Origin of the sequence: Streptomyces sp. KM273126 (genome assembly GCF_004337435.2) — a bacterium.
Taxonomy (GTDB): domain Bacteria; phylum Actinomycetota; class Actinomycetes; order Streptomycetales; family Streptomycetaceae; genus Streptomyces; species Streptomyces acidicola.
Window position 1 is genome coordinate 6,647,168 of record NZ_SJXB02000001.1, and the last position, 22,757, is coordinate 6,669,924.

Below are 22,757 nucleotides of genomic sequence, written 5' to 3' on the forward strand. Positions count from 1 at the left end.
CATCCGGAGTCGTCGATGGCCGTTCGCCGTGTCATGCCCATCATCCAGTCAGAGGCTGCGAAGGAGAGCCGGGAGTTCTACGGACTGCTGGGCTTTGAGGAAGTCATGAATCTCGGCTGGATCATGACGCTGGCCTCGCCGTCCAGTCCGGCGGCGCAGGTCAGCGTTATGACCAGCGACAAAACCGCCCCAGTCACCCCCGACATGAGCGTCGAAGTCGATGACGTGGAGGCGGCTTACGCGGTCATGCAAGACAGCGGCGCGGAGATCGTTCACCCCCTGCAGGACGAGGAATGGGGAGTACGGCGATTCTTCGTCCGCGACCCCAACGGCCGCGTGGTCAACGTCCTGAGCCACCGCTGACGCTTCCCGCGTCACGAGGACGGTTTGGCAAGCCGTGGCCACTAAGCTGCGTCGCGCCAGCACTGCCGCCTCACCCTATGGTTCCCCACCCCGCCGGCACCCTCGCCGAAGACAGCAGCGAAGCAACCGACCCTGACCGGGCACCCGCTGACCGCGGAGCTGAACGGGTTCTGGTGGGTGGACCCCGACTTCCGCGCCCGGGTGGAGTCCGCCACCCACCTCCTGCTCGACGTCTGCGCTGGGCCTCAGGTGGTTAGGCGGCCTTCCAGCCCGGTCACACCGACTGCGTCTGGTCAAGAAGGAGAGATCGTGACCAGCGCCGTGTTTTCCGAGATGGTGGTGCGAGCTCCGATGCTGATGGTGATCAGCATCGTGCCCATCTACGCCATCGCCTACCTGTTGGGCGTCCTTGTCAACTTGCTTCACCACGATGAGAAGCGCCGAGCGGATGCCGCCAGATTCCTGGCCCAGCACCCGCTCACGATTCGCCGGAGGCGGGGCAGGTAGTACCAGGCCCCCCCAGGAGGAGAAACCTCTTGGGGGGCTGCCCGCACGGGCAGCAGCGGACTACTTTGCTACCCCGGCCTTCCCGACGAAATGCGGCTTGTGAGTTGACCGAATGTCTGGAGGGGGACCAGCGAGCCGGGCGGCCCGGCTCGGGTTCGGCGGTGTTCGCGGCGCGGTCGGTTCCCCGTTGGGGAGCGGGCGCTCTCGGCCGTGTGACTTCTGGACACAACGGCGCCCCGGGCGGAGCTGCCGACGACATGCGGTCAATGCCGACGACGCCAGCGGATGCCTGTCCATCCGGGAGCCTTCACAGCCCAGCGCGGGGAGATCCACATAACGCGGGCCGCGTTTCCACAGGCCAGTGAATTCCGTCCGTAGCCCCATCTACGGCGATCGAGTTGCGCGGTGCCCGTCGCCGATCCGGACGGAGGCCGAGGCAGGCGTGTGCGCCAAGTGCTCCAGCGCGGGCAATGAAGGAGTTCGTGAATGCCCAAAGTTGCGGTGCGCCGCCCGCGCACCGCCGGCACGCGCCCACTCCTCGCCCCAAATGCGGAAGTTGACCATAAATGTGATACTGGAGGTCTCCGAACTTTCTACTGCCGCTCATTATCAGGAGGTAGTGATGGATTCGTTCACCCAAGACTTCCGTGGCCACGGGGGGTACGAGAGGGTGATCCCCAACGTTCCGGTTGGTCCCTTCAGTGTCGTGGTCGCGTCGGTCACTGAAGTCGGTGACATCAATGGCGTTGTGACGCCGTTCCAGGGTGCCGCCAGCTTGTCAGTCGACGACGTCGTCCCAGAAGACGGCCAAGTGCGAGTCCGAGGCTCCATAGGCTGGGACTCGGACCTCGACTTCCGACTCAGCTGCATAGTTGCCTAGCGGCACTGCTTCGCCGAGGTGGCCGCGAAGTGGGGGCCGGTCGTGAAGCAGAACGGCTACAAGGCCTGAGCGCTGTGGAGGTCGCTTGGGCGCCGTCATGGGGCGGCCATGTGGTGATCGTTGCCGGGATGCCGACGGCCGGCTTACCCCTGGGGCGCGGGCCGTCGTGTTGGTGGTCAGGAGGCCTTGAGCTCCTTGAGCATCACGGCGTACAGCGGGGAATCAGGGAACGGCTGACGCTCGCCGACTTTCCGGTACTCCCAACTCTCGTACAGTGCCTGCAAGCGTGGCCGTTTGGTGTCGACGGTGAGCACGGCAAGGGCCTCTGGCCGGTCGGCGAGCAGTGCGGCATGCAGCTGCTCCCCGAGACCCTGCTTGCGCCACTTCGGCCTGAGCATCAGTTCCGAGACGGAGAACGTGGACGTATCGGCCGGTTCCTCGTCCAGGTACTCACGCCACCATTCGCGGCGAGGCTCGCCCGGCGCCCCGTAGGTGAACCCGACGGGTTCGCCGTCCTCGTAGGCAACCACGCATGCGAACCCTTCCCGGCCGCCCCAGTGGTCCACGAACCAGGGGAACCGCTGTACGAACTCCTCATGGCGCCTGTCGGCGTAGGCGTCGGCGTGAACTTCGAGCAGCGTTTGCCGGATGTCGGGAAAGTCGGCATGGCCGTAGTGGCGTAGCTGAACTGCCGTGCTCAACGGGCGCTCCATTCGGATCGGTAACGGTCGGCCCACTCCCGCGCCACCTTGGCAGATGGCGCATGGGTGAGAAGTTCACGGTAGTAATCGCCGAGCAGGACCCGGAGGCGGCCGGGTAGCGGGCTGCCGGACATCAGGTCGAAGACGCCCTCGGTGGACGCACATGCTTGCTCGGCGTCGCCCTGGTGGAGCTGGGCGACGGCAAGGTGGACCGTGGTCATCGCCCGGTTGCGCCGGTACTCCTCGGGCAGGGCGGCAAGAGCCCTGTACGACGCGGCTTCCGCATTGGCCGGTTGTCCCAGGCGCTCGCGGACGATCGCGGCTAAAGCGTGTTGCAGAAGGCCGTGATCTGGGCATCTCCCATGCCTGCGTGGGGTGTTGAGGGCTGATCCGTTGTGGGTGGAGACGTTCACCGGGCTGCGGATGAAGCAGTGCGAGCGGTTGTTGAAGGTGGTGCGGGAGCGGGGTGGCAACGGGCCGCGGATCGGCCGTCCATGGTGCCTGCCGCTTGCCGATCGGGTGCTGGTGGTAGCGGTCTACTACCGGACGAACCTCACCATGCGACAGCTCGCGCCGTTGTTCGGGGTGTCGCCGGCGACGGTGTGCAGGGTCATCCAGCGGCTACGCCCCCTCCTCGCGCTCGAGCCGGCCTCACATCCCGTCGACGCCGCGGACCGGCTGTGGATCGTGGACGGCACGCTGGTCCCGGTCCGCGACCGCAAGGTCGGTGCCTCGAGCCGCAACTACCGGTTCTCCGCAGACGTGCAGGTCATCATCGATGCCGACACCTGCCTGGTCGTGGCCAGCGCGCGCCCGGCACCGGGCAACAGGGCCGACGGCCATGTGTGGCGCAACTCCGGCCTGCCGGACCGGTGCCAGGGCGTCACCGCGCTCGGCGACGGCGCCTACATCAACACCGGCCTGGTCGTCCCTCACCGCAAACGACCCGGCCGGCCCCTGCTGGCCGGAGAAGAAGCCGACAATGCGGAGCACCGCCGGGTCCGCGCGCGGGTCGAGCATGCCATCGGTCGACTGAAGAACTACAAGATCCTCCGCGACGGCCGGCAGCACGGCGACGGCCTCCACCACGCGGTCCAAGCCGTCGCCCACATGCACAACCTTGCCCTGGCCGCATGACCAGAACGGAGCCGACGCCGCCATTCACCTGCCGGTTCACGGCCTTGTGCAACACGCTTTAGATTTACGGTGGTTTACCGCGATCTACATGGATCACGTGGACGTCCGATGTGAATGTGACTCAGGTCAGCATCTTGGCGGTGGGGAAGGGTATGACGTTTTCGGGGGCCTGGCATTCCCGGACTCGGGACGGTGAGGGCCAACTGGTCCGGTCCGGGCTCTCGAGCAAGCCGCTGCTCCGCATGGGTCGAAGCTGGGCAGCGGCCGGACGCGCGGGCTGCGGAGGAACTCCTCCAACGGGAGCTGGCTGGCCCGGTGCTGGCTGCGGTGAATCCGGACCGCGGTCAGCATCGTGTTGATCCGGCTCTTGCCCCTGACAGGCTCTGGTCCCGGCGCGGCACCACCACCCTCTGTCCGCTCAGGGTGCCACCGCGCGGCCTGTCTGAGGGGAGATCGCGCCGGCGCACAGGCCGTGGGCGGCCAGCCCTTGTGCGATGCGCGGGATCGCGGCGAGCGTGTTGGCGGCCCAGTCATGCATCAGGATGATCTGACCGTTGGTGAGTCGCCCGGCGGCCTGCACGATCGCGTCCGTACTGGCGCCGTTCCAGTCCTGCGAGTCCACGTCCCAGATGATCTCGGTTAGGCCGTACTTGGCCTCCACCGTCTTGACCGTCGAGTTGGTCTCGCCGTACGGCGGCCGCAACAGTTTCGGCGTGCCGCCGCCCGCGACCGCGATGGCCTGCTGGGTGCGGGAGATCTCCGAGTCGATCTGCGACTGGCCGAGCTGGGGCAGATGCGGGTGCGTGTAGCTGTGGTTGCCGACCCACATGCCGGCCGCGACCTGGGCCTTGACCTGGGCCGGGTAGGCGTCGGCGTACCGCCCCTCGTTGAACATGGTCGCCCGCAGCCCGTTCCGTTGCAGCGCGCCCAGCAGAGCGGGCGTGTTCCCGGACGGGCCGTCGTCGAAGGTGAGTCCGACGTATCCGTTGCAGGCGGCGGCCTGGGCCGGGGCCGTGTGGGCGGTCAGGGTGCCGGTGGCGGCCAGCGCCAGCGCGGCCAGGGTCGTCGTCAGGGGGCGTGCGGTCCGAGGTGGTCCGGTGGTTCTCATGCCGCCACCGTGATGTTGGAGCTCCCGCTGCTCTGGTAACCCTCGGTCGCGAGGATCATGTAGTAGCTGAAGCTGCCGAGTGTCATTCCCGCGCGGGCCCAGGCGTCGAAGTGGTTGCCGGTGGTGATGGTGCCGCCCGTCCGCTTCGACTGCCGCACGCTCCAGTATTGGTTGAAGGTCTTGGTGCCTTCGACGGACGGCGCGTTGTACCGCGTCGTCTGGTAGATGTCGTACGTGCCGCCGTCGCTGGTGACGGTGCCCTTGTACGTGCCCGTCGGCCGGTAGGTGCCCCAGTTGTCGACGACGTAGTACTCGACAAGAGGGTTTGACGTCCACCCGTAGAGGCACAGGTAGCTGTTGCCGGACGGGTTGAAGGTGCCCGAGTACCTCACGGTCCTGCGTGAGCCGTTGCTCCAGCCCTTGCCGGCGACGAAGTTCCCTGTGTTTCTCCAGCTCGTGCTGTAGTTGCCGCCGGAGTCCAGGGTCATGGAGACCGTTCCCTGCGAGTCGGTCCAGAACGAGTAGTAGAAGCCGTTGTTGGTGCCGGTCTGGTTCGTGGTGATGACGGTGGCGGCGCGGGCGGTACCGGGCAGGGCCAGCGTCGACGCGGCGCCCAGCAGCATGGCGCAGGCGGCCCTGCGGGACGTCGGGTGTGCGGGTACAGCGGTCATGCGCGGGTTCCTCCTCATCTGAGGCCGGGATATGGCCCGCAGTGTTGACCCGTCCGCGTCAAGCGTCAATAGTTTCGGTATCTGTTACGAAACGTTTCGATGGCTTCAAGGGCGTAATAAATGTGTTCTGGCCATCCGGACTAGGGAACTTTTCGGGAAGAATCAGGCGTCTGAGTTACGAATGTTTCGAATGCCGGACCGATCCTAAGTCATGGCTGCAGCAGGGTGCGCCGAAGCGGCAACTCGACGTGGGACCTGACCGGCAGGGCGACGAGCAGGAGGAACACGGGCCGCTCCCTCCGGTGCGTCTCGCGGGCGTAGGCCGCGAGGGCGGCCCGGGGAATGACCCGGCGGCCCAGCTCGTCGCGTTCGGCAGTCCCTTTTTCCGCCGTCGACCAACGCCCTCCGCCATCCCCGCCTGTCAAAACGGCCGCGGAGGCTCCCCGGGTCATCCAGGGCGAGGCTTTGGCGCGTTGGGAAGGCGCTCCGCTGCACGCACTTTCCGCCTGAATCTGCCAGCCCGCGCCGGCGGCCTCCCACGCGACCGGAAACCGCAGGCGTTCGAACGGGACGCATTCGTGGCCGTCGTGGAATGCACGTCATCTCCCTGGCGTGGCGGACCGTTGTGCGGCGGAAGGAAAAAGTGCCTGGATCAGAGGGCTCTGGCATTTGGCGAAGACGGTGCCGGGACGAGACCGAGCCGACGGGCGACGTGTCAGACACCCCATGGCGTTGAACGTCAAGCGGCGTGGGGTTGGGCGTGGTGTGATGATGCGGTCGCTTCGTCATAGCGGGTTGGTGTTTTGAGGCAGCAGTGGAGGATGCCGACCAGGCGGTTGCCGGCTTGCCGCAGGGCGGGGTTGTAGTCGACGTCACGGGCTCGTCGCTTGTCGTAGTAGCGGCGGGGGGTGCTTGCAGTGAGGTTCCCCTCCTACTGCGTAGCCATCACGGAAGCGCGATGGCATTTTCAAGAAGTCCCAAGCTGGAGCCGGAGTACTGTGATCAGGGCTGCGACCTCTACTTTTCCGGCACGGTCTGACACGGGGCGGCATTAGCTGATACTCGGATGATCTTTCCAGGAGCCGACGCGCAGTCCGGAGGCAGCAGCTATGAGCCAGTCCACTCACCTCGACATCGAGTTCGCGGCGCCCGACGGCGTGACCTTGCGCGGGACGCTGTACGTTCCCGACCGGCCCGGCCGGCACCCGGCGATCACCATGGCCCATGGGTACGGCGCGGTGAAGGAAATGGCACTCCTCCGCCTCGCCGGCACGTTCGCCGAGGCCGGTTTCGCCGCCCTGGTCCACGACCACCGCACCTTCGGCGCCAGCGACGGCACCCCACGCCAGGACATCGACCCCTGGAAACAGATCGAGGACTGGCGGCGCGCCATCACCTACCTGGAATCGCGACCCGAAGTCGACGCAGACCGGATCGGCCTGTGGGGCTCCAGCTATGCCGGCGGACACGCCATCGTGCTCGGGGCCACCGAGCGCCGCCTGAAGGCCGTCGTCGCTCAAGTGCCCACCATCAGCGACTTCGAGCAGTCCAGGCGCCGCGTCGCCCCCCCCGACAACATCGCCGCCCTGGAGGCCGCCCTCGACACCGACGAGCGTGCCCAACTGGCGGGCGAAGCACCGCGCACCCAGGCCCTGGCCAGCACCGACCCGGCCGTCACCGCCTCCTACCGCGCCCAGGATGCCGTCGACTTCTACCTGCAGGAACTCCCCGAAGGAACGCGCTGGGCAACATCGTCACCGTCCGCTCCACCCACAAGGCACGCATGTACGAGCCGGGCGTCCTCATCGACCGTGTCTCTCCCACGCCGCTGCTGATGATCGTCGGTGAGCAGGACACCGTCACCCTCACTGACACCGGACTCGCCGCGTACAACCGAGCGCTGGAACCGAAGCAGCTGGTGACGATCCCCGGTGGACACTTCGCCCCGTACACCACCGAGTTCGCTCAAGCCTCGGCCGCGACCACCGCCTTCTTCCGCGAACATCTGACACCTGGCGGAGACTGAGCTTGTTCTTCAACCTCCGGTGCTCTGTGACGGCCATCGCAGTTGGACCGCCCGAGATGTTGCCGGGGCGCTCACGCTGCTATGCGCACCCAGGTGTTGCCTGTGCGGAGCCAGAGGGAACCGTCACGGCCTTGGCCGCAGTGCATGACGACTCGGCCGGGTACCCGCAGCCGACGGCGGCTGGTCACTGCCCAGGTGGTGCCGTTGAGCTCGGCACGAATGACCTCAACGGACCGCTTGTTGTGGTGTCGGCGGGTGAGTACTGCCCTGTTGCCGCGGACCGCGAATCCGTCCGGGGCGGGGACGGGGCTGCGAAAGCTGGCAACGTCGCCGGTGGACGGAGTGATCCGTGTCAGGAAGGTGCCGCCGCTGCTGCTTCCGGAGTACCAGACGAGCCATACTTGTTCGTTCTCGGTCGCGGCGGTGCAACCTTCCAGTGGGTGGTCGGGCAGCCTCCCCTTGGGAGTCCAGGAAGTCTGGCCCTGGGTGTCCCAGCCCGCGAGGCCCGCTCCTGACTCGGTATGGTCGCCGTAGATGCCCTCGTCGCCGTAAGCCGTCCAGATACCTCCGTGGACGTCGGTGACCAGGGCGGGAATGCCATCACCGACGCAGAACTCGGCCTCAGACGTACCTGATGAGGAGAACACCACAGCGTTGGGCGCCCAAGGGCCCTCGGTCTCCTTCCGGAACGTACGGCCACTCACCAGCAGGAATCGGGAATCCGGGAGCAGGGCCAAGTGACTGGGCCGAATCCGAATGTCCTTCACCAGCATGCGTCGCTCCTCGTGTCCCGTGACGGTGACCAGCTCGCTCGTGAACGGGACTTCCGGCCTCCACCCGATCCACCCTTTGACGTAGCGGGTGTGATCAAGGTATCTCCGATGGACCAACAGGACCGCAAGCTCCCCGGTGGGCCCGACGCTCCACCGGCTCGGTGCCCCCGCACGGCATCAGCAGCCGGAAGCCGGCACACGTCGTGTATCGCGGCATCGGAACCAGCAGTCATGGGGCGCAGATTCATTGTTAGTCGCCTCTGGGACTCCGGGAGTTGAGCAGCCCGAAGAGCACTACCCTACTGGCCCTTGCTCAGTTCAACTCCAGTGGCATTGGTCCGGCGCCTGTGTCACGAGGGTCATCCGTTGCCGAAATGTTCATGCGAGCCGGGTCACTGACCTGGGCATTGACTGCCCGTCTGGACGCAGATCCTGGACGCGGGCTGGCTCGGCTTGGCTCGGTCCGGTCCGGCTCGGTTCGGTTGGCGACGCCACCGCCGTGACCGCCGCCCAGCTCCGCGACCCGGTGCTGTGTTGTGCTCGTCGGTATGTGGGGCCCGGACAGTGGCGTTGCGCGAGCGGCTGTCTCGCTTGACGGGTGGCAGCGGGTGTCATGCCTGGGCAGTGGGGCGGACGTTGATCTCGCCGATCTCGACGTCGCTGGGCTGCTCGATGGCGAAGGCCACCGCTCGGGCGACCGCCGCCGGGGGGATGCCTACCGCGTCCATGTTCTTGCGGGTCTGCTCGCGGATGTGCGGGTCTGTCATGGAGTCCGCGAGGTCGGTGCGGACGTATCCCGGCGAGATGGCTGTCGTGCGCACCACCCCGTCGGTGGACTCCGAGCGCAGCCCCTCGTGGACGGTGCGCACCGCGTTCTTGGTCGCGGCGTAGACAGCCATCGAGGGGGACACCACGGACAGGCCGGCCACGGAGACGATGCTCACCAGGTGGCCCGACCCTTGCTCGCGGAAGACGGGCAGCGTGGCGGCGACGCCGTTGAGCATGCCGCGAAGGTTGACATCGATCATGGCCGACCAGCCTTCGGTGTCGAGGTCGGCCAGCGGGCTGATCGGGGCGATGCCGGCGTTGTTCACCAGTACGTCGATACGGCCGTACCGCTCGATGGTGGTGGAGACCAGGCGCTGCAGGTCCTCGGCCTTGGTGACGTCGACGACGCACGCGGCAGCACGGCCTCCCTCCTCCCGGATGTCCTGCGCTATGGCGTCGATGCGCTCGCTGCGGCGCGCTGCGAGGACGACCGCGGCGCCGCGCTCGGCGAGCAGACGGGCTGTGGCTTCGCCGATGCCGCCACTCGCTCCGGTGATAGCGACGATCTTGCTGTGAAGAGAGAGCACTGCTGCCTCCAAGTAAAGTGGACACGTGTCCGGTGCATGGTTTCACCCTACCGGACACGTGTCCACTTGTTGGAGGCGACCATCGGGAGAGGTCTATGAGCGCGTCAGCACGTCGTCCGGATGCGGTGCAGAACCGGACCCGCATCGTGGAGGCCGCCCGCGCAGCCCTCGCAGAGTCCCACCACGTCCACCTCAACGAGATCGCCAAGCGCGCCGGTGTAGGACAGGGAACGCTCTACCGGAACTTTCCCAACCGCGAAGCGCTCCTCGCCGAGGTCTACCGTCGCGACGTCGAAGAACTCGTGACCGCCGCCTCCGCTCTGCTGGCGGAACACGAGCCCGTGGAAGCCTTGCGTCACTGGCTCGACCGGGTGATCGACTACGCCGAGATCAAGCGCGGCGTCCTGGCAGCGCTGGAGCCGGCGGCGTGGCAGGACCTTGTGGCCCACAGCCAGAACCCCATCGAAGGCGCCCTCGGTCACCTGCTGGACGCGGGGAAAGCGGCCGGTTCCATCCGCACGGACGTCGACGCCCACGGGGTCCTCCTGCTCATCGCCTACCTCGGCCGGCTGGACCGGGATGAGTGGGAACCAACGGCACGGCCTCTGATGAACGTCATCCTCGACGGCCTTCGCCGACGGGACACGGACCGGTGAGGGCAGGGCAGGGGAGGACACAAGCGTCGTGGATCGGGCGAGGCCGCTGCTGGCTTTGCGGTGATCACGTTGGATCTGTTGTGGCGAGGGTCTATGCAGGTGCTGGGTGAGATGAACGAGTAGCAGCAGTGGCTGGCGGCCGGGCTGCTACGACCAGGCGATCTCGCCGTGCCGGTCGACGAAGCGTCCGGAGCCGGCGCCGGGCTTCTCGGTGGCGAGGGCGACGATCGCGTCGGTGCCCTGGGTGATGGTCTGCTGGCCACTGTGGCCGGTGAGGTCGGTGGCGGTGTAGCCGGGGTCAGCGGCATTGATCCGGACGTCCGGCAGAGCCTTGGCGTATTGGGTGGTCAGCATCGTCAGGGCCGCCTTCGAGGCGGTGTACAACGGTGCGATGACCTTGGATTCAGACCGCGAAGGGTCGTGGGTGTAGGCGACTGAGCCCATACCGCTGCTGACGTTGACGATGACCGGATCCGGCGACCGGCGCAGCAACGGCAGGAACGCGGTCATCACACGCACTGCACCGATGACATTGACGTCGAACCTCAGGCGGTGGGGCGTCGGCCTCGTGTGCGGGTTTCACCCTTCAGGTCGACTGTCCGCAGTGCCTCGGCGGCAGCGGTGCGCAGGTCGCGTATGTACTCGCGGTTCGTCGCGACGTCCTCGGGTGTGCCGGGCAGGGCCATGTGCCCGGTCACGATGGTGTCGTACGCGGGCACGTGCGCGGAGAAGTACAGGTGGAAGAACGGTGCGCTCTCGGGTGTGAAGCTGTCCATCGCCCCCATGAGTTTCTGGTCCAGGAGGTGGATGAACAGGTTGCCGACGTGGTGCCAGTCTCCCGTGTAGTCGAGGACGAACCTGACCCCGTCGATGTCCATTTCCTTGTGACGGCCGCTGAAGGTCTCGGTGGGCAGGGGGCGCCGGTCGTCCTTGGCTTCCTTGATGAACTCGCCGGTGATCTCGTGGGAGATGATCCGGGCCGAGCGGTGCCGTGGCTGCGTCCACCGCCCGGCCGGGAGTCTCAGGGCCGCGTCGCGAGTTCGGGGTGTTCGTGGGCGCAGGTGTCCGTCGATCGAAGAATCCCTTGGAGCGCAGGACCTGCCCATAGATGCCGCTGTCCATCTACTCGGTGACGAAACCGCGTACTCGCCACCGGACGCGCGCGAGTCGAACGCGGCTGCGCCCACCTCAAGAACCAGCGGACCCTTACCAAACTCCGCACCGACCCCGCCCGCGTCCCCACCTCCTGCGCGCCCTGCTCGGCCTGACGAACCTCGAAGTCAACCGCTGACGGACGATCCACTCCGCAGACAGCCGCCCACGGCCAGCCCGGTGAGCCGTGATCCGTCGGTACCGGTGAGGTCTGTCAGCGGAGCGGTCTCCGGCACCGCGAGGGGCGGCGGCCGTGGTGACCGCCGCCGCCCGTCACGGCCGGGCCGTCAGGAGTCCTCGATGGTGATGAAGGGGTCCCACTGGAAGTACCCCTTCAACTGCCGATGCCGGTCCAGGATCTGGAAGTAGAAGTGGTACACGACGCTGCCGGCGCTTTTCACCGTTGTGCGCCAGTAGTGGTCCTCGTACTTCTGCGTCACGAAATCCGGACTGCCCTCGCTTCCCTCCTTCGGTAGCGGATAGACGCCGTCGACCACCTCGATCTCGGGCGTCCTGATCAGCGTGTGGTCGCGGTCGCTGCTCACGTACCGGTACAGCAGCGCCTTGTAGTCGCTGCCCAGCGACAGCGTCGTCTCCCGCCACCGGATGGTGTCCCCGGGCTCGGCCCGCAGGTTCAGCTCCGCGCCCGATGTGCCGATGATGTGGTCGTGCCGCGTCGTCATGTAGATGAGGCTCTGGTCGACGTAGGTCGGCGCGTCCGGGTTCCTCGACGCGTTGGGATTCTGCTCGACGATCGTGGCCGCGTCGAACGCGATCATTACGTTCAGATCTGCCATTTCTTTCCCCCTTCGATCACGAGAGCTTCGGTTACGAGGCCCTCGGCACCTTGTATGCCATCGCTCGCGGGTAGTCGTGCCGGGACAGGCGGACGCGGACCAGGAGTGGTCCGGCGTTGAGCGGGTCGTGCGGGTTGGTAAGGCGTGACAGCAGGCCGTCCAGCTCCGAGGGGTGCGCGATGCTCACCCCGTTCGCCGGAGTGTCCTCGCCGGCGAAGACCTCCGCGAGGCGGTGGTACTGCCAGGGGTGGAGGACGTTGTAGAAGTCCGGGTCGGCGGAGTTCTGCCCTGCGTAGTAGGCCGGGTGTACCAGCATCTGCTCGATGCCGTAGAGGTGCCCGTTGTCCATGACGAACACCACCGAGCGCAGCCCGAGCCGGGTGTGGGTGGAGATCTCCTGGCAGGTCTCCTGGAAGGCGCCGTCGCCGACGAACACCATCGGGCGGGCGTTCGCGCGTTCGGGGGCGAGTGCGGCGCCGGTGGCCGCGCCGACCGACCAGCCGATGGACAGCCAGCTGATCTGGGACAGGAAGCCGCCTGCGGACAGGGACAGGTTCATCGAGCCGATGAGGGAGAACGCGGCGTCGGAGACGACCGTCCACTTCTCCTCGCTCTCCTGCCCCAGGAAGTGGTTGAGTCGGTCGAACACGCTGTCGTACGTGAGCCGTTCGGCGTGCCCGGACCGCGCGCCGCTGACACTCAGCGAGGCGCGGTACTGCGCGAGGCCGGCGGGGCGGTCGGCCGGCGCTCCCCGGTGGCTGTAGGACTCGGCGTAGTAGTCGGCGGACAGGCCCCCGGAGCCGTAGGCCTTCACCAGCGCGTCCTGGAGGGCGGGCAGGAGGTGGGCGAGCTGGACGTCGGGGAAGTAGGAGGTGCCGACGCTGACGCCGCCGTGCGCCGCCATCACCCAGTCCGTGCCGACGCTCTGCTCGCCGCCGAGGTTCTTCGACGTGGACCAGGCCCCGAGCCCGATACGGCAGGTGGCCCACTCCTTGAAGACGCCGTACACGTCCGGGTGACTGGCCTTGCCGTTGTAGACGCCGTGGAATTGTGGCAGGTCCTCGTCCACAACGGCCTTGGCGCCGACGGTCGTGCAGAACGGCACGCCGGTGGCCTCCACCAGATCGGTGAGCTCCCCGCCGAGCCGGTACCGGTCGATCTCCTCGCCGGCCCACACGATCGGGCGGGGCATGCCGTACGGGCCGGGGTGCTCCTCGATCAGGGCCAGGATCGCGTGCACGGCGTCTTCCAGCATGGCCTGGTTGCGCGCGCTGAACGGCCGTTCGCGGCGGACGATCGGCTCCGTCGGCTCGGGGCAGGGCTCGTCCCACAGGTCTTCCATGACCTCCAGGTAGACCGGCCGACGCTCCGAGATGCACGCGGTGAGCGCGGCGTCGATCTGGGCGGGTGCCAGGCCCGGGTGGGAGATGACCTGCGCGTCCACGGTGACCTGCCGGTAGACGTCCAGGTTGCTCTCCGCGCGGGGGCTCATGTGCGAGGTGAGCAGGCCGACGGCGCGGAAGTTCTGCCACTGTTCGTACGGCGGGCAGGCGTTGACCGCGATGAGCGGGATCTGCTCGACGTACGCGCCGCCGCAGGAGTTGAGCAGATTGAACGCGCCGACGCTGTACGTCACCGCCGCCGCGCCCACGCCGTGGATGCGGGCGTAGGCGTCGGCGGCCTGGCCCGCGCCGCCCTCGGTCGGAGTACCGACCCACTCGATGTCACCTTCTGCCCGAAGGGTGGTCAGGAACGGGCCGAGGTGGTTGCCGGGCACGCCGAACAGATGGGTGATACCCAACTCGGCCAGTCGCAGGGCGAGATAGCGGGCGACCGTGCAGGTGGGGGTGATCGCGCTCACGAGGACTCCCACTTCCGGTCCGCGCCCGAGGCGTCCTGGTCCGGGCCCGGGCCTTCCCTGTCGGTGACCGGCGGGGCCTGGTGGACGGCGAGGGCGGCGCGAACGGCGCTCTCCAGGGCGCCCTCGATCCAGGCGTGCTTGAGGGAGGTGTGCTCGCCGGCGAAGTGCACCGGGCCCTCCGGCCGGGAGACGTCCAGATGGAAGCTGGTCATCTGGTGCGCGGCGTAGATGGCGGCCTCGCCGAAGGCGTACGGGTCGCGGGCCCAGCTCTGGGTGGCGCCCCGGCCGGTGAAGAACACCTCGATGCGCCGGCCGTGCAGGGCCTGGAGGTTGCGCAGGGCGTAGAGGTAGCGCTCCGTCTTCGGCATGGAGTCCCAGCGTGCAGCGTCGTCGGACCAGGAATACGAGGCGAGGACGACGCCGCCGCCCGTGCTGTCCCCGATCGGGTGCGAGGGGTAGTACATGAACCGGTTGGGGTTGTCGGTGGCGGAGCCCCCGCCGAAGCAGTGGGTGGCGGGCCGGAGGGCTGGTCCGCGCAGCGGCAGGCTGCTGTCGATCTGCCGCATCTCCTCGGTGACACCACTGTCCTTGACGGCGGCGCCGAGCAGCCCGGCCTCCGGCTCGGGCAGCGTGGGCACGGACACGGATTCGGCGTCCGCTTCGAGCCCCCGCCGGTAGTACTCGTACAGGCCGGGCGCGATGCCCTCCAGCGCGTCGCGCCAGTCGTCCTCGGTGAACTCCCACCAGCGGTGGCTGAATTCGAGCAGTACCTTGGTGGCCTGGTCGTAGTGGGTCTCCATGACGGCGCGGCGCTTCTTGTACGACATCGAGGGAACGATCTCCACGAAGCGCAGGGCGGAGAACGGGATGGTGACGATCGCCAGGTCCGCCGTCCACAGACGCGGCAGCTCCTTCGGATCGTCCTCGTCGACGGTCTGTACGGCCACGCCCCACCCGTCGGGTCCGACCGCCCCGGTGCCCTCGGGGTCGGTGTCGCGGCTGGGGTCGTGGTACTCGAGGCGGATCATGCGCCGGCCGAGCTGCACCTCGTCACGCAGGCCCTGATACAGGGCGTGCGGGAGGCGCCAACTGCCACCGGGTATCTCCCAGTAGCGCACGGCGGGGTTGATGTCGCTGCGGCTCAGGAAGCTGTGGAAGAAGGAGAGGTGGAGCCGCGAGGACATGTTCTCCAGGGTGCCGACCGCCTCGATCGCCTCGTCGCTGAGCCCGGCGTGGTCGCGCAGGAAGGCGCCCATCGAGTAGCCGTCGAAGTCGCGGATCACCCGTGCCCAGCCCTCGACCCACTCGTCGAAGGGTTTGTTGACGCGCTTGCCGTCGACGACGTCGGAGTAGTAGTCGCGCAGGCTCTCCAGCGCCTCGTCCACCATCTTCACGGCGGGGGCCCGGACCTCGTCGTCGGTGAGGTGGAAGCCCTCGTTGATCCGCTCGGGACCGGTGGCGTACTCGGCGCGCCGCACCTGGACGCGGTTGGAGCGGATCCAGGAGTTGCCGCGCTTGTCGGGCTCGCGGAAGTCCGGGCTGTCGTCGCCGTACGTCCACGTCCGGCCGGTGAAGGAGGTGTACGTCACCGGAGGGACGGGCACGTCGGGACCGCTGCCGGTGCGGGGGTCGATGTCCACGTTGTAGAACTGGCGCCGGCCGAGCCCCAGTTTGTCGACCAGGGCGAGGACGAGCGGGTGGAAGTCGGGCAGCCGCATGGCCCCGGCCTCGGCGTACTGGGCCGGGTCGGCGAAGGGCCGGTGGTGCTTGGTGGTGCGGAACGTCTTGATGCGTCCGCCGACACGGTTGGCGTTTGCCTCAAGGATGGTGACGTCGTGCCCGGCGTCCTTGAGCAGCCGGCCCGCGACGAGGCCGGTGATGCCGGCGCCGATGACGAGGACCTTCTTGCGCGGGTGACGAGTGGGCCCGAGATGGCCCGTGTCTATCAGGGTGTGCAGATATTCGAGCTTGAGGTCCTTGCCGTCCGGTCCGACGAGGAGAAGTTCACGGGCGAGCCTGAGACAGGTCTGCCAGCGGGCACGGGTGGCGGAGTTGTCCCGTGGAATGTCGGTCATAGCCTGCGATCGTAGATATGCCGAAACGGTTTTGCGGCGCACCCTGGAGAACAAAGTCCAAAAAGTGCCGAGAGGGCTGGGCGACTCGATTTCAACTTGCTCGAATTTTCGAACGAAAGGCGGAAGATCCCTGAGGGGCGGAAGGGGGAGGCGGGTGCAATTGAAAAACAATCCGCTCATGGAATGTGGAATTCCTGAGGTGAGGATGTGTCGACACCATCGACCGACCCGGCAGGAAACCGTCAGCCGCCCCCACAACTGACCGGCCGGCCCGGGGTGTTGTCATATGCATCCGGCCAACGTGCGCCTGACCGGCGCCGGGTGACCGTAGCGGCAAGATCCTCTTGCCGCAGAACCTGGCGGTGGTCGCCGCTGCCATCGGCATGTCGGGCAGCAGAGCGTCATTTCAGATCCGAACGGTGAACCCAATAGCTCGATGAAGCAGATCCCGCAGCGGACCCGCGTTCAGGTAAGGCCGTCCCCCCAGGATGTGGCCCTATGGGTGGCTTCCTGGCGCACGCACGTCCAGCGTCGCGGTCGCTCACCGCGCGGCGCGCAACTCCTGTACGGCGAAGGCGGTGTGGTCGTCGCACGCCGCGATCTCCACTACGGTCGGCCCCGGCTCCGCCACATGCGTTTCGTCGATCAGCCTCCTGTTCGGCAGCACGCGCCGGCGCCCGCGAAGGCTCTGCGATCCGGCTGTCTTCACTTCTCTGGGTGAAGAGTGCTGTGCGAGACGAAGCGCGACGAGTTGACGCAGCTCAACGCCGGGAGCTCCGACCGTAGAGGATGCAACAGACCTCACCACTCGAACAACGCCTGGCAGGGCCAGCCGGCCCCACCGGAGTCGTTACAAAGGCATCAGGAGTGGTGCCATCACTGAATCGAGCGAACCGGCTCACGCGAGACCCGGTCACGATCGGGGACCGGTCAGCGTGCGGCGAGGAGTTCCAGCGTGTCGATCACGCGGTTGGAGAAGCCCCACTCGTTGTCGTACCAGGCGACCACCTTGACGTGGCGGCCGTCGACGCGGGTGAGGGCCGCGTCGAAGATCGACGAGGCGGGGTTGCCGACGATGTCGGACGACACGAGTGGTTCGTCGGAGTACTCGAGGATGCCGGCGAGCGGGCCCTGCGCGGCGGCGCGGTACGCGGCCAGCACGTCGTCGCGGGTCACATCGCGGGTGACGGTGGTGTTGAGCTCGACGATCGAGCCGACCGGCACCGGCACGCGGATCGAGTCGCCCGACAGCTTGCCGTCGAGGTTGGGCAGCACGAGGCCGATCGCCTTGGCGGCGCCCGTGGTGGTCGGCACGATGTTGACAGCGGCGGCGCGGGCGCGGCGGGCATCGCGGTGCGGACCGTCCTGCAGGTTCTGCTCCTGCGTATAGGCGTGCACCGTGGTCATGAAACCGTGCTCGATGCCCGCGAGTTCGTCGAGCACCGCGGCCAGCGGCGCCAGCGCGTTGGTCGTGCACGAGGCGTTCGAGACGATCGTGTGGACGACCGGGTCGTACGCCGCCGTGTTGACCCCGTACGCGAGCGTGACGTCGGCGCCGTCCGACGGAGCACTGACGAGGACCTTCTTCGCTCCCGCGTCCAGGTGGGCGCGGGCGGCCTTGGCCGACGTGAAGCGGCCCGTCGCCTCCAGCACGATGTCGACGCCGAGCTCGGCCCACGGCAGCCGTGCCGGCTCCCGCTCGGCGAGCACCGTGATGCGTCGGCCGTCGACGACAAGGGCGTCCCCCTCGACGGTCACGGGACGGCCGAGCCGTCCGGCTGTGCTGTCGTAGGCGAGGAGCCGGGCGAGGGTGACGGGCTCGGTGAGGTCGTTGACGGCGACGACCTCGAAGTCGCTGCCGCGTTCCAGCAGGGCGCGCAGCACGTTGCGTCCGATGCGGCCGAATCCGTTGATGGCGATGCGAGTCATGTGTGGTGTCCCTTCGGTTCGTCACCAGCCTCGCGTGCGCGATCCGACCACGGCCGTGGCGTCAGCGCCATGGTTCGAAAGGATCGCGCCAGACGCCAGACGCCAGACGCCAGACGCCAGACGCCAGACGCCAGACGCCAGACGCCGGGCGGTCGACTACTCGCCCCGGGTGAAGGTACGCCGGTACTCGCTGGGGGTGGTGCCGAGGATGCGCTGGAAGTGCATCCGCAGATTCGCGCCGGTGCCGAGACCGACGTCGTTCGCGATCTGCTCGATGCTGCGCTTCGAACGCTCCAGCAGTTCACGGGCCAGGTCGATGCGGGCGCGCATGACCCACTGCATCGGCGTGTACCCGGTGTCCTCGACGAAGCGCCGCGAGAACGTGCGCGGCGAGACCGCCGCGTGCTGAGCGAGGGATTCGAGGCTGAGCTGTTCGTCGAGCCGGTGCAGGGCCCATTCGCGGGTGGCGGCGAACCGTTCACCGAGCGGCTCAGGCACACTGCGCGGCACGTACTGTGCCTGGCCGCCGCTGCGGTAGGGGGCCGCGACCAGGCGCCGGGCCGCGTGGTTCGACGCGGCCACCCCGAGATCGCCGCGCAGGATGTGCAGGCACAGGTCGAGGCCCGAGGCGGCGCCGGCCGACGTCAGCACACTTCCCTCATCGACGAACAGGACGTTCTCGTCGACCCGCACGAGCGGATGCTTCTGCGCGAGTGCCCGCGTGTAGTGCCAGTGCGTCGTGGCGCGCTTGCCGTCGAGCAGGCCCGTGGCGGCGAGAGCGAAGGCGCCCGTCGAGATGGCGGCAAGCCGTGCACCTCGGTCGTGTGCGGCGATCAGGGCATCGACGACGGCCTGTGGCGGGTCGTCGCGGTCCGGGAACCGATAGCCGGGGACGAAGACAATGTCGGCCCACGCAAGCGCGGCGAGACCGTGGGCGACGTGGTAGGCCAGGCCATCGCCGCCGGTTACAAGCCCGGGTGCCGCGCCGCACACCCGTACCTCGTACGGCATACTCGCCCGGGTCGTGAACACCTGTGCGGGGATGCCGACATCAAGCGGCTTTGCACCTTCGAGCACCAGGACGGCGACGCGACGCAGGCGGGAGGACGGCACGGGAAACAGGGTACGAGGGCAAGGCCGGTCCGCTCGACCTCACTGACAGCTCTGGGCACCGTGGTGCTCCGAGGCATCGGTGTCCTGTTCCGGGCGACGAGCACCCGTAACCTCTTCCGCAGGACAACTGCCCGGATGGCACTTTTGTTCGATTGTGTGGGGGAGTGGTAGGTCATCGTCTCCTGCGCCCACCCCGACACCGACCCTTGCGGCCTCCAGCTGAAGGTGGCACCGCGCCTGCCCGTCGGCTGCCACGTTCGCTCTGATGAGAGCTGGTAGCACAGATGCGGCTTTGCTCCGGCGTGTCGGCGCTGGTGGACATAATTCGGTCTGTGGACTTGAGACCGGAGTTGCTGCCCCCGCCCGTCAGCCGGCAACGGGTGGATGAGTTGAGCTGCGCGATCGATCGGATTGCTGACCTGGTGACCGGCGGTTCCGAGCGCGCAGACGAAGCGATTCGGGCCTTCAACGAAGTGACCGGCCACGATTACGTAGCCTTCGATTTCGCCCATTACGGCGGAAGCCGAAGCGTGGAGGACTTTGCCAGGGAGGCGGCCCGACCGGCTCGCCCTCGGGTTGCGGACATCACGCGGGACGAGCTCGTCGAGATCGTGCGCAGAGTCCTCGCCGCCTCTCCGGAGAGCGACTACTACCTGCTGCTCCTCGAAACGAATGTGCCGCATCCTGGGGTCAGTGGCCTGATCTTCTGTCCCCCGGAAGGCCTCCAGCATGCCTCCGCGGAGGAGATCATCGACGAAGCCCTGAGATACCGGCCGATCGCACTCTGAGCTGCGAGCGGGGTGACGAGGGCTGGCAGCTGTGCGCCCCTATCCGTGAGATGCCGGACCAGGAACAGGTTGCCGCGCCTGTCTGCCCAGGTCAGAGGAAGGCGCCTGGCCAAGGGACGTAAGGCCAGTCCTGACTGGACCGGAGGGGACGCAGGGCTGCTGGGGCGTTGCGGGATCGCCTCCGGAGGAGTGTCAGCGCGATGACCAGGCCGAGAGCGGCGCAGGTGTTGACCGTGGTGAACGCGGACTGCTGCCCGGGGATGAGAGCGGATGTCCGCGGATCTGCACCGGTCGTTCCAGCGGCGGCGACGCTTGAACAGATGGCGATACCGAGCCCGGTGCCGACGGCGAAGTTGGTGTCGATGAGCCCTGCGGCTGGAGCCTGTTGCGAAAGTAGATCTTGATTGTGGGCGCTCACTCCCTGCGGTGGGTAACGAGCTGACGAACAGCCGGCACCGCCACGAGGCAAACACCGCCCGACCAGTCGTGCCGCCGGATACTCGATTCCCAACGCATCGATGGTGTGCGAGGGTCGGCCAGTGACTGCCTCCCGAAACGAATCCGCCCCACGGTACGCACTCGACCTGCAGCGCTGGCAGTTCGACCTGACCTGGTCGCTGTTCGAGTACCACCTGGAGAGGCTCGAACCCGACGACTTCCTGTGGGAGCCCGCCGCAAACTGCTGGACAGTACACCGGGCCGACGACGGGACATGGGTGCCGGACTGGGCGGAGAGTGAGCCCGACCCCGTTCCTGTACCGACTATCGGCTGGCTGAGCTGGCACATCGGCTGGTGGTGGAGCGTGGCCATCGACCACGCTCACGGCAGAGCACCTCGGGAGCGGAGCGACATCACCTGGCCAGGCGCGGGCAAGCCGGCTGTCGAGTGGCTACGCGGTCTGCGTGCGGACTGGCTGGAGGCACTGGACCGGTTCACCGATGCTGACCTGGACTCAACCGCCCTGTTCCCGTGGCAGAACGACCCCCGACACACCGTCGCACACATGACCGCCTGGGTGAACGCCGAACTGATGAAGAACACTGCGGAGATCGGCCAACTCCGCCTCCTGCGAGCTGCCAGTCACCCGCCGACGCCCACGGGCTGACGGCTATGGCTATGGGAAACTGCTGGTCACGTTGACTCGAACGCCAGCCGTTCCCGCTCCCACACCACCAACTTCCGTCCAGCCCGGTGTCCGCCGGCAGTTGCGCGAGGGCCGCCGCCCGGATCTCGGGGAAAGAGCCGGTCATGTCCGTCCCTTGCCGGGAGCGCAGCAGTACCCGCCCCGTCCGTGTGCACGGTGAGCTGGGCGCGGTAGCCGTCCCACCTCTGTTATGCGTTGCTGGACTGTCCGTGGGTCATAGCGCCGCGGGCCTACGGGGGTGGTCAGGCTTCGGTCAACAGTGGGTCGTAGGGAGTCGAACGCTTTCGGCCGGACATGAAGGACAGAAAGTCTTTGACGAATGCGCTGCGGGTGTACGTTCCGTCGGCGCCGGTGGTGTCGCGGTGGAACGCGGTCCGGAAAAGCGCCCGGTATTCGTCTGCGTCGATGCGCTGGTTGCTGTCTTTGTCAGTGACGTCGAAGAGGACCTCGGCGACTCTGATCAGTGCGGGTCCGGCCAGGGACGGAACAGCCGTGGAGTACTCCTGCGCGCTGATGCGGCCGTCGCCGTCGGTGTCGAGGTCTGCCTGGAGTTCGCGCCACCAGTGGGCGTAGGCGTTGTAGAGCCTGGTTTCCTCGGGCTCGTCCAGGTCGAGGCGGCTGGACAACTCGCGGGCCATGGCGGCGAGGTCCGGCCAGTCCAGATAGCCGTCGCCGGTCTGGTCCAGGACCTCGTGGAAGAACTCCTGCGCGCTGCGATGCGTCGCGGTTTGTGCTGTGGGCTGCAGTGACGAGGGGAGGGGCGTGATGAGCCTGAGCAGGGCTCCGGCTCGCTTCATCTGGTCGGCCAGGGCAGTGACCGTCCTTGCTCGCGGGTCGTCACTTTCAGGGGAGAGGGCCAGCAGATCGGCGATGCCTTCTGCCCGGGTCCAGTTGTCGGGGAGGAAGCGGGTCAGGCCGACGGCCAGGTAGGCACCTTGCATCAGAGTTTGGGCGCCGGGCACTTCCGGCAGTCCGGCCCGTCGGCGGAAGGGCTCCGGGAGGGAAGCCACGGTGATCGCTCCGATGACCGGGCCGGCTACGGCGCGGCCGGTCGCCCACAGGGTGGGCAGGCCGTTCAGTAGAGGCGGAGCCGGGAGGTGGTCGAAGAGCTTGTAGAGGATGATGCGCATGGCCTCCGTGTTCTCCAGCTCCTCCTCGACCACGCGGTCGTAGTAGGCCCAGAACTCGTTGAGGGTGTACGGCAGGTGGCCGGGTTCGTCTCCCAAGGCGGTGAGGAACGCCTGGAATTCGAGGTACAGCCGCTCCATGACGGCCTGTTCGAGAGGCTGTCCGCTCAGCCGGCACATGGTGACGGTGCTCTCGAACAGCGTCGCGACCACCCAGGCCCGCGCACCCGGGTCCATCGCGTCGTACGGCCGGTTTCGTGCGTCGGTTCCGTTCAGCCGTGCGTGCAGGCGGTTGAGCCGTGCCGCTTCCCTGAGCCGCACGTGGTCGTCGGCGCCGAACATGCGCTGCAGGCTCAGGAGGGTGTTGCGCAGCCGTCGCCAGGGATGGGCGACGAATGTGGAGTTGTCGATCAGGGCGGCGCCGATCTGCGGGTAGGCGGCCTCCAGTACGGTCGCCCGGATCATGGCCAGGGCCCAGCGCGGGTCGTTGAAGAGTTCGTCGAATTGCGAGCCGGGGCCGAACATGGGCCTCGCTCCTTCAGAAATGTCCGGCCGTTGAGAGCTGCCGCCGCGATCAGTGGCGCCGGCGCCGG

At 67.6% G+C, this 22,757-nt stretch carries 22 protein-coding genes and 1 pseudogene; 8 read left to right on the forward strand and 15 right to left on the reverse strand.

Annotated features, from left to right (window positions below):
- The first annotated feature begins 15 nt into the window (after positions 1-15).
- Positions 16-363: a VOC family protein gene (locus E0500_RS28505; RefSeq protein ID WP_131558012.1), complete on the forward strand. Its 348-nt coding sequence runs from the start codon at positions 16-18 to the stop codon at positions 361-363.
- Positions 364-672: 309 nt separating this feature from the next.
- Positions 673-870 (forward strand): hypothetical protein, encoded by a 198-nt coding sequence (locus E0500_RS28510; protein ID WP_131558013.1) that lies wholly within the window; start codon positions 673-675, stop codon positions 868-870.
- 1,056 nt (positions 871-1,926) lie between these two features.
- Here E0500_RS28510 and E0500_RS28515 read toward each other — a convergent pair.
- Positions 1,927-2,463, reverse strand: coding sequence for a GNAT family N-acetyltransferase (locus E0500_RS28515; protein WP_131558015.1), 537 nt, complete (start codon positions 2,461-2,463; stop codon positions 1,927-1,929).
- Positions 2,448-2,864: a hypothetical protein gene (locus E0500_RS28520; RefSeq protein ID WP_181587159.1), complete on the reverse strand. Its 417-nt coding sequence runs from the start codon at positions 2,862-2,864 to the stop codon at positions 2,448-2,450. The genes E0500_RS28515 and E0500_RS28520 overlap by 16 nt, the downstream gene beginning before the upstream one ends.
- Between E0500_RS28520 and E0500_RS28525 the strand changes: the two genes are divergently transcribed.
- Positions 2,818-3,588, forward strand: a complete 771-nt coding sequence (locus E0500_RS28525) for a transposase family protein (RefSeq protein WP_131558017.1) — start codon at positions 2,818-2,820, stop codon at positions 3,586-3,588. The two genes, E0500_RS28520 and E0500_RS28525, sit on opposite strands and share 47 nt — an antisense overlap.
- A gap of 418 nt (positions 3,589-4,006) precedes the next feature.
- Here the strand turns inward: E0500_RS28525 and E0500_RS28530 are convergent, their stop codons facing one another.
- Together E0500_RS28530 and E0500_RS28535 are read right to left on the reverse strand one after the other, a co-directional pair.
- The gene (locus E0500_RS28530; RefSeq protein ID WP_131558019.1) at positions 4,007-4,696 is read right to left on the reverse strand and encodes a polysaccharide deacetylase family protein; all 690 of its coding nucleotides are present in this window, start codon (positions 4,694-4,696) and stop codon (positions 4,007-4,009) included.
- Positions 4,693-5,367 (reverse strand): glycoside hydrolase family 11 protein, encoded by a 675-nt coding sequence (locus E0500_RS28535; RefSeq protein WP_131558021.1) that lies wholly within the window; start codon positions 5,365-5,367, stop codon positions 4,693-4,695. Before E0500_RS28535 ends, E0500_RS28530 begins: the two co-directional genes overlap by 4 nt.
- A 1,109-nt stretch (positions 5,368-6,476) precedes the next feature.
- Between E0500_RS28535 and E0500_RS28540 the strand changes: the two genes are divergently transcribed.
- Positions 6,477-7,202 (forward strand): alpha/beta hydrolase, encoded by a 726-nt coding sequence (locus E0500_RS28540; protein ID WP_258572980.1) that lies wholly within the window; start codon positions 6,477-6,479, stop codon positions 7,200-7,202.
- Positions 7,151-7,393, forward strand: a complete 243-nt coding sequence (locus tag E0500_RS44265; RefSeq protein ID WP_258572982.1) for an alpha/beta hydrolase — start codon at positions 7,151-7,153, stop codon at positions 7,391-7,393. The genes E0500_RS28540 and E0500_RS44265 overlap by 52 nt, the downstream gene beginning before the upstream one ends.
- 71 nt (positions 7,394-7,464) lie before the next feature.
- Here the strand turns inward: E0500_RS44265 and E0500_RS28545 are convergent, their stop codons facing one another.
- Complete coding sequence (locus E0500_RS28545; protein WP_258572984.1) at positions 7,465-8,166, reverse strand: hypothetical protein; 702 nt, start codon at positions 8,164-8,166, stop codon at positions 7,465-7,467.
- 611 nt (positions 8,167-8,777) lie between these two features.
- Positions 8,778-9,521, reverse strand: a complete 744-nt coding sequence (locus E0500_RS28550) for an SDR family oxidoreductase (RefSeq protein ID WP_131558024.1) — start codon at positions 9,519-9,521, stop codon at positions 8,778-8,780.
- Between the two features lie 95 nt (positions 9,522-9,616).
- Between E0500_RS28550 and E0500_RS28555 the strand changes: the two genes are divergently transcribed.
- Positions 9,617-10,177: a TetR/AcrR family transcriptional regulator gene (locus E0500_RS28555; RefSeq protein WP_131558026.1), complete on the forward strand. Its 561-nt coding sequence runs from the start codon at positions 9,617-9,619 to the stop codon at positions 10,175-10,177.
- Positions 10,178-10,324: 147 nt separating this feature from the next.
- Here E0500_RS28555 and E0500_RS28560 read toward each other — a convergent pair.
- From E0500_RS28560 to E0500_RS28590, 8 genes and pseudogenes are all read right to left on the reverse strand, one after another.
- A pseudogene (locus E0500_RS28560) lies at positions 10,325-10,717 on the reverse strand (SDR family NAD(P)-dependent oxidoreductase); the annotation flags it as partial.
- A gap of 5 nt (positions 10,718-10,722) precedes the next feature.
- On the reverse strand, positions 10,723-11,283 hold the full coding sequence (locus E0500_RS28565; RefSeq protein ID WP_181587160.1) for a hypothetical protein: 561 nt from the start codon (positions 11,281-11,283) through the stop codon (positions 10,723-10,725).
- A gap of 333 nt (positions 11,284-11,616) precedes the next feature.
- Entirely contained in the window at positions 11,617-12,126 is a 510-nt protein-coding gene (locus tag E0500_RS28570; protein WP_131558028.1) for an inclusion body family protein, read from the reverse strand.
- A 31-nt stretch (positions 12,127-12,157) separates the two neighbouring features.
- Positions 12,158-13,987, reverse strand: a complete 1,830-nt coding sequence (locus E0500_RS28575) for a thiamine pyrophosphate-binding protein (RefSeq protein ID WP_131558030.1) — start codon at positions 13,985-13,987, stop codon at positions 12,158-12,160.
- Positions 13,984-16,062: an FAD-dependent oxidoreductase gene (locus E0500_RS28580; protein ID WP_131558032.1), complete on the reverse strand. Its 2,079-nt coding sequence runs from the start codon at positions 16,060-16,062 to the stop codon at positions 13,984-13,986. The genes E0500_RS28575 and E0500_RS28580 overlap by 4 nt, the downstream gene beginning before the upstream one ends.
- Before the next feature lie 541 nt (positions 16,063-16,603).
- Positions 16,604-16,729: a DUF6207 family protein gene (locus E0500_RS43185; protein ID WP_309505171.1), complete on the reverse strand. Its 126-nt coding sequence runs from the start codon at positions 16,727-16,729 to the stop codon at positions 16,604-16,606.
- A gap of 263 nt (positions 16,730-16,992) precedes the next feature.
- Positions 16,993-17,991 carry a type I glyceraldehyde-3-phosphate dehydrogenase gene (gene gap, locus E0500_RS28585; RefSeq protein WP_131558034.1) on the reverse strand — a complete coding sequence of 333 codons (999 nt, stop codon included), beginning with the start codon at positions 17,989-17,991 and terminating at the stop codon, positions 16,993-16,995.
- A 156-nt stretch (positions 17,992-18,147) separates the two neighbouring features.
- Positions 18,148-19,104: a GlxA family transcriptional regulator gene (locus E0500_RS28590; RefSeq protein WP_131558036.1), complete on the reverse strand. Its 957-nt coding sequence runs from the start codon at positions 19,102-19,104 to the stop codon at positions 18,148-18,150.
- Between the two features lie 332 nt (positions 19,105-19,436).
- Between E0500_RS28590 and E0500_RS28595 the strand changes: the two genes are divergently transcribed.
- The gene (locus E0500_RS28595) at positions 19,437-19,892 is read left to right on the forward strand and encodes a hypothetical protein (RefSeq protein WP_309505172.1); all 456 of its coding nucleotides are present in this window, start codon (positions 19,437-19,439) and stop codon (positions 19,890-19,892) included.
- A gap of 539 nt (positions 19,893-20,431) precedes the next feature.
- Complete coding sequence (locus tag E0500_RS28600) at positions 20,432-20,998, forward strand: DinB family protein (RefSeq protein WP_131558038.1); 567 nt, start codon at positions 20,432-20,434, stop codon at positions 20,996-20,998.
- A gap of 281 nt (positions 20,999-21,279) precedes the next feature.
- Here E0500_RS28600 and E0500_RS28605 read toward each other — a convergent pair whose 3' ends face one another.
- Positions 21,280-22,689, reverse strand: a complete 1,410-nt coding sequence (locus tag E0500_RS28605; RefSeq protein ID WP_131558040.1) for an oxygenase MpaB family protein — start codon at positions 22,687-22,689, stop codon at positions 21,280-21,282.
- Positions 22,690-22,757: the final 68 nt, after the last annotated feature.